Source organism: Coleofasciculus sp. (assembly GCF_046565525.1).
Classification (GTDB): domain Bacteria; phylum Cyanobacteriota; class Cyanobacteriia; order Cyanobacteriales; family Coleofasciculaceae; genus Coleofasciculus.
In genome coordinates, this window is the sequence record NZ_JBKHUP010000201.1 from 1 (window position 1) to 6,312 (window position 6,312).

Annotated in this window: 6 protein-coding genes; 2 read left to right on the top strand and 4 right to left on the bottom strand. The window is 46.0% G+C overall.

The window, feature by feature from the left end:
• Positions 1-833 precede the first annotated feature (833 nt).
• A complete protein-coding gene (locus ACLGGO_RS34780) occupies positions 834-1,202 on the top strand; it encodes an HNH endonuclease (RefSeq protein WP_446422737.1) in 369 nt (122 codons plus the stop codon).
• 136 nt (positions 1,203-1,338) lie between these two features.
• On the opposite strand, the gene ACLGGO_RS34785 is transcribed toward ACLGGO_RS34780, so the two are convergent.
• The 4 genes from ACLGGO_RS34785 to ACLGGO_RS34800 form a co-directional block, all read right to left on the bottom strand.
• On the bottom strand, positions 1,339-1,833 hold the full coding sequence (locus ACLGGO_RS34785; protein ID WP_446422738.1) for a hypothetical protein: 495 nt from the start codon (positions 1,831-1,833) through the stop codon (positions 1,339-1,341).
• Positions 1,834-1,856: 23 nt separating this feature from the next.
• Positions 1,857-2,402, bottom strand: a complete 546-nt coding sequence (locus ACLGGO_RS34790; protein WP_446422739.1) for a GNAT family N-acetyltransferase — start codon at positions 2,400-2,402, stop codon at positions 1,857-1,859.
• A gap of 62 nt (positions 2,403-2,464) precedes the next feature.
• On the bottom strand, positions 2,465-4,267 hold the full coding sequence (locus tag ACLGGO_RS34795; RefSeq protein ID WP_446422740.1) for an SWIM zinc finger family protein: 1,803 nt from the start codon (positions 4,265-4,267) through the stop codon (positions 2,465-2,467).
• Between the two features lie 562 nt (positions 4,268-4,829).
• Entirely contained in the window at positions 4,830-5,756 is a 927-nt protein-coding gene (locus tag ACLGGO_RS34800; RefSeq protein WP_446382554.1) for an A1S_2505 family phage non-structural protein, read from the bottom strand.
• 374 nt (positions 5,757-6,130) lie between these two features.
• Between ACLGGO_RS34800 and ACLGGO_RS34805 the strand changes: the two genes are divergently transcribed.
• Positions 6,131-6,262, top strand: coding sequence for a hypothetical protein (locus ACLGGO_RS34805; protein WP_446422741.1), 132 nt, complete (start codon positions 6,131-6,133; stop codon positions 6,260-6,262).
• The last annotated feature ends 50 nt before the right edge of the window (positions 6,263-6,312 follow it).

Consider the following 6,312-nt stretch of genomic DNA (forward strand, 5'->3'; position numbering starts at 1 on the left):
TGAAGAAATGGGCTTAAATCCTTGTCTGGTAAGGTTTCTGCTATTCGCAATCACGCCTTTTGTGAGAAATGCGGGGAAAGTATTGATAGAGAGTGAACAGCTATGGGAACACAGGTCACAATTTTCAATTGGTCTTCAAAAAAGAAAGTGATGTTTGTTGGAATGGAGGAAAGGTGTGGGGTGAGTTGCCGATTTTGGAAGGGGTGTTAACCGGGGTTTAGAGTCTAAATGGGGGAACAAACACTTGGCTTGCTCTGGTAGTGGGGAGCTGTATATCGATTAACCTAGCGCAAAACTGATTCATTGGCTCTATTTTATTCAAAAAACTATCCTAAGGAAGATTATTTGGGGCAAGTTTGGGATTTTTAGGAGGGATAATTGAGGGAAATAGCTGATAAGATTTACTCAGAACTGTAAGGCAGAAGGGCTTAGTTTAGCGTCAATTGGCTAATAATACGCTAATTGGGTGTAAGTTTTCCCTCACTTGTCCCTCATTTTTTGAGGAAAATACCCCGGAAAAAGTACAGAGGTGCCATGGCACGTTTGTTTAAGGTCAAAACAGGAATTGTTTAGTCGCTGAGGTGACTGTTTTTTAGGAATTTCAGTAGATGATTCGGCGATTGAACCGATGTTCTAGGGATAGCGGGGAACAGAAAATAAATCTAATGCAGCGCGGTTTCACATACCAACCCGTTAACAGGCTGACGAAAAAGCAGATATCATAAACAAGTGCAGCCTGGGAGCCTTTGTACGAGCGATGGCTATCATAGCAACCCCATTCCGAATACAATAGTTGTGCTTATCGCTGTTCCCAGATACTCTTTCTCCCGAAGATGCCAATCAACCGCCAGCGCTACGCCGATAATTGGTCAGACATCGCCCTATCCGTCAAAGAAGCTGCTCTTTGGCGCTGTCGCCACTGTGGGAAACAATGTCTGCTTCCCGGCGAAAAGCCATCAAATCTCACTCGTTCGGAGTGGACAATGGCGACGCTATCGGTGCATCATGCTAATTTTATACCAGAGGACAACCGACCGGAAAATCTAATTCCTTTGTGTACACCTTGTCATATTGCTGTTCATGGGGGACGCAATGGTAATGTCTCTCCTGGTCAACTTTCCTTGTTTAGCTATATTTATGATGAGAATGGGGTATTGAAGATTATTCCGAACACTCATCTATTCTCTCTAACTTCAAGTTGAGAAATCAGCATCCTACGTGCGCTATCAGTTGATTATCGCCTTGAAACAACTCAACGATGAACGAGCCATTTCTCATCGGATTGAGAGGTTACAGATGCAGAACCTCACAACAGGAGTTGGAATATCATTACACGGCTTAAGCCGTCTTCGCCGTTTGCACCCTCTCGATTACCTGTTCGCGCACGGAGTTCCCAGCCGTTACCGCAATCAGTTCCCAGTCCTCTGGTGTCAAAATTCCCTGCAATAATTCTTGTAACCCAGCTCGAAGTGGCTTAGAACTGCTATCTCCCTCTGGGCTTGCTAAATCCTCCTCCAACACAGCTAATAACCGCTCCTGCACCTCTGGTGTAGGATGAAGCAACCGCTCCATCAGTAATCCTCGTCCACAAATTAGCGCGGCTTCGGCTCCTACTCCTAAATTCCAATCCACCAGCAGTTCCTTGAATTCTCGTATTACAATTGAGCGCAACCGAGCCAACTGGCTATATCTCTCTGGATGAGCCATCACCGCTCCTAGATTAGCACCCCAGTCAAACCCAGCGCTAATATCACAGTCCGCTTCATCCTCAATGCGAACCGCTTCCCTGAGCCATTCTGAGTCATAGGTGAATGTTTCCCAATCAAAATGCATCTGCTATCGCCCTTACTGATTAACTACCGTCTGAGTCGTCCATACTCGAAGTAAATCAAATCCTCTTTATCAGAATCAGCTCCAAAGTTCATCATATTCCTTGAATCGTAGAATCTTTCTGCCCCAGGTAGTGCATGGAGAGCGACTCTACCTTCATATCCCAAGTCTAAACTCCTAAACCTTGCAAAGTTTAATAATAAGGTTCCCACACCCTTCAACTCAGGGGGTCGTTGAATCCCCCTTCGATTCCAAGGTGCCGAAGCTAGAGCTTCGATGTAGACAAGTCTGTGTCCGACTTCAACCTGGGAACGATGCTGCTGAGTTTCAATCCATAGTAATCCTTGGGTTTTTCTCTGGTACTCGATGGCGTAACTCTCATAGTTGTCCCTAGAAATAGAAATGCGCTTCTTGAATAGCCAATCCCAATACTTATCCTCTTGACCATATAGCCTGAGCTGTTCTTTCCATAGATTTTCAAAGTCATTGATGTGGTTCTGTGCGAGAGTCAGTAGAACCGCCTCAACAACTTGATTATCAATACCTCGAATAAGCTGTACAGAGCGCTGCAAACGTAAATCTCCTTATCCTCCTCATCGACAAACCAACCATTCAGTTACGATGGCGGAAGTTTTTAAATCGTCTTAAGTAACCCCATCAACTTATACTTGCGAGCGTGAGTCGTCATCAACTGAGTTCGGTAATCGTTCCATTCACTCTGTTGCCCTAACTGGAGATAAGCAGCGCGAGCTTTTCGCAACCACTCCACCGCTTCATCATAAGCCCTTGCCTTACCCGGATTTATGATATCTTCAGCATAGTGACGAGCTTTTTCAATCACCCATTCCGGGCGATGGGGAATGGCAGCATCCATGACCCGATGAATTAAGCGATCGCTACAGTAGCTTCCTAATGCGTCAATGGCATCATCAATTAACCCTTCATGTAAGAAAATATCCACCTTGGCATCCCGGACACTCCAACCGTCGCGTTGACGCAGATATTGGAGTAAGTCGGCTTTCACCGTTGACCAGCGCTCCCCTGCTAAACGGGGCAATTTCTGATAATCTTTAAAAGATGGCTGGGCTTTAAACGCATCAATTCGAGCAGAAAGCGCCGCCTCTTGTTCGCCCAACCCCTCAGCTAAATTGCTTGTCCAGTCTGCTAATTGATAGCGATGGATGCCCACAGGTTCATAGTCGTTCATCCTCGCCCAATAAGAATGACGCGGCTCAGACTCTGGAAGGGTTAGTCCATATTGAGCGATTTCTAAAGCTTCCCACACATCCCCCTCTTCCCGTAGGGCTTTGGCTACTTCTAAGGCTTGTTCAACAGAGGTAATTTGAGACTTTTGTGCCATCACCTCCTCTACACGCCCTAAATAAGTTAACATGGTTAAATATTCTGGGATAATCACTTCCGCAGAAGCCAGATTCAAGTATTCTTCTAGTCGTTGTTGACGCTCTAAAATAGAGAGGCGTACTCTAGCCAGTTTATCGGCATAGTCGGGGCGATTATCCTGCCATAAATCGGTTGATTCCCCACGCAGAACAGCCTCTAATGCTGAATCGTCCCACCCTTGACGCAAGGCGGCGGAACTTAAGTGAAAAGTTCCCCCAAGACGATCTTGCAACTCTTCCAAATTGATTTGTAAATCCACTTCCTCACCGGTTTGAAACTCCGCACTTAAAATTGCCTCAGCCCAAACGGGATCGAGGAGTGACATTAAATAATCGCTATCCCCACCATAGTCAGTAAGCTCATCCCAATCTTCGGCACAAGCTTGGGTAATGGCTTCTAAAATAACCAGTGCATTGTTGCCATCGCCTTGTTCCGTAAAGGCGTGAGCCTGTGCCAAAATATCAGGTAATTCCTCTGCAATCGGGTCATCCTCTAATCCTTCTTCCCAATAGTTCAAGGCATTTCGCATCAAATACTTAACCTGAGAGCGATAGGGTTGGGGATCGACAGAGGTTTGGCGTTTGGCTTGGGTTGCAGGTTGGGGAATGAGTTGGGTGATTTGGGTAACAATGTTATCAATATCGTCAATTAACTCCGGCTGCTTGGCTACCAATTTTTGTATCAGTCCCTGTGTTTGTATGGGATTGAGTTGATCGAGCAATTGCTCTAGGGAAGGACGTTCTTTGATAGCTTCGGGTTGACGCAGGCAAAGCAATGCTGTGGCAACAATATGCTTGCACCATCCGCCAAAATCATAGGCACAGGTACAATGGGCTTGTTTAATTCCAGCGCTGTCAAACTGGAGGCTGACGCGGTAGGGTTCAACTTCGTTGCCTTCTACGGTAGCTTGGATGGTATTGCCTCTGGAGCAACAGCTCACCACTGCACCGGAGTGATAGTACTGTTCACCACGCTGGAATACTTTGGGTGTTGTGCGATCGCGGTAATGGGTTTCAAGTAGCTCAGGTATTGACATGTTTCCCTCGAAGACGGGCTTACCCATTGAAGCTTACAATGCTTTCTATTGCTGTGCCTCAACTCTCTCATCCACTATAGATATTGACAACGCAAGGGAGACGCGATCGCTAACTCCAAGAGAGTTAATACCTTTCCCCTTCAAGGTTTGGAATCCAAATGTGGGAACAAACACTTGGCTTGCTCCTACGGCGGGGCTCCTACGGCGGGGCTCCTACGGCGGGGCTCCTACGGCGGGGGGCTACCTGTTCCTCAATCTAGCACCAAAGCGGAGCGTTGCTCTCTCAGGAAGAGTGTGAGGGGTATTTGAGGAAAATTCGTCGGAATCGTGAACAACCAACAGGTATTATTTTGCCGTATAAGTTGGTAGATTCACTTATAATAGTCTAAAATAATGTGGAATTTCCCTCACTTATCCCTCAATTATCTCTCATGTTGGGATGTATCAAAATAAATTTTTTGACTTAAATGCGGCGTCTTGGAAGATTTAGGTGGGGAACGGTGCGCTCTTTTTTAACGCTCTAAAAAAATAGCCCAACAGATATCCTCTGTCGGGCTATAGTTCAGACGGAACCTTGCTGCTTGAAATAGTCTCTCCAACAAGGAGCTAGTAAGATATTGGATGGGATTTCCGGCTCCAGTTCCAGCCAAAGGGAGGCAATAGCTTCTGTGGAATAGCCGGCTTTACCGCAGCCTATTGCCGTACAGAGCAACCGACGGTCAAGATGTTGGTTAGCCCAAGTTACCAACTCCTCAATCTGGACACGAATAACGGATAGTGAAGTTGATTGCTTTCGACGCCAGTCCGTCTTGGTTTCGATAGCATAGCTCGCCCCAGCATGACCCTGTTGGTAGCCCCTTGGTCTGCCATAGATAGCCCATTTGCCGATAACTTCTTCTCCAGGTTGCCATGGTTGCTGTCGGTTAACCAACTCAACGTGATACTCTTGTCCAAAGGCTTGAAGTGCAGCGCCAGCGCCATGTATACCTTTCCCGTTTGATCCAAAGACAAAGACATCACCCTCTTCTAGCTCAACAATTGGATTAGGAGCAGGTTCTCTTTGAGCTAAAACAGAACATCGGTATCGTCGATATGCTTCAATGAGGCATCGAATCATCGGTGAGTTGATACCTTCTCCTTCCCACCACTGAAAACGTTTGGTTAGAGCGCCCGTTTGGTGACGGCACTCTTGGAGCCAGGGAATGCCACCCCGTTTGGCGATCGCTTCTGCCAGTTGGGGATGTTGTTTGAACTTCGCGGTGGCGATGCGGATGTACAGTTCCAGTCGTTTTGGCGAACCTTGAGGATAGCGCTTCTTCAAAGTCTGATAGGCACCTTCTGCGTCTCGGTATAGGGTTCCCCTCTTGTCGGTGATTGGATAGTGCTGAAAGATTTTTCCCTTCTTAAAGCTGAGTTCTGTGGGAAATGTCAGCGCCGCACCGAGCGGGTCACAACTGCCAGAATAGATATTTACGCCGGGATGTGCCATGGTTTTACCTCAATCACTTCATTTGAGGTAAGGCGATAGCCTCAATGAAAACCCTCTTTGGGAAGAACTTGACTTAATCTTCCTCAAGTAACTGTAGAGGGTTATCTTTCACAAGATAGAGAGAACATCAACCTCAATTCGTTGATTTCCCGTGAATGAAATTCATCCATTTGATAGAGAGAGATGATGAAATTGGGTTGGGGATAAGGTTGAAATGAGCGCTATGTCTGAGGGGTTATGGTGGTCTATGGGGATTCTTTGCTAAGAATAACAATAGTCTTGAGGAGAACTTGAGGAAAATTAAATGAAGTCTTTTCAAGGTCTTTCCAATTCCTATTGAGTTAAATTACTCTTGAATAGAAAGGAGTTTCGTCATGGGTCGAAAACCAAAACCACCCGATTTGTTTCTGGTCTTAGATTTTGGTGGCTCTCTCACCAAAGTGATTTATATGGGCAAAAATGGAGAGCCTACTGTGTTATCCCGCATTTCTCACAAACTAATTTGAGAAGCTAATTTGAAGGGGAAAAGTAGAAGTTTTCATGCGCAGAATAGAAA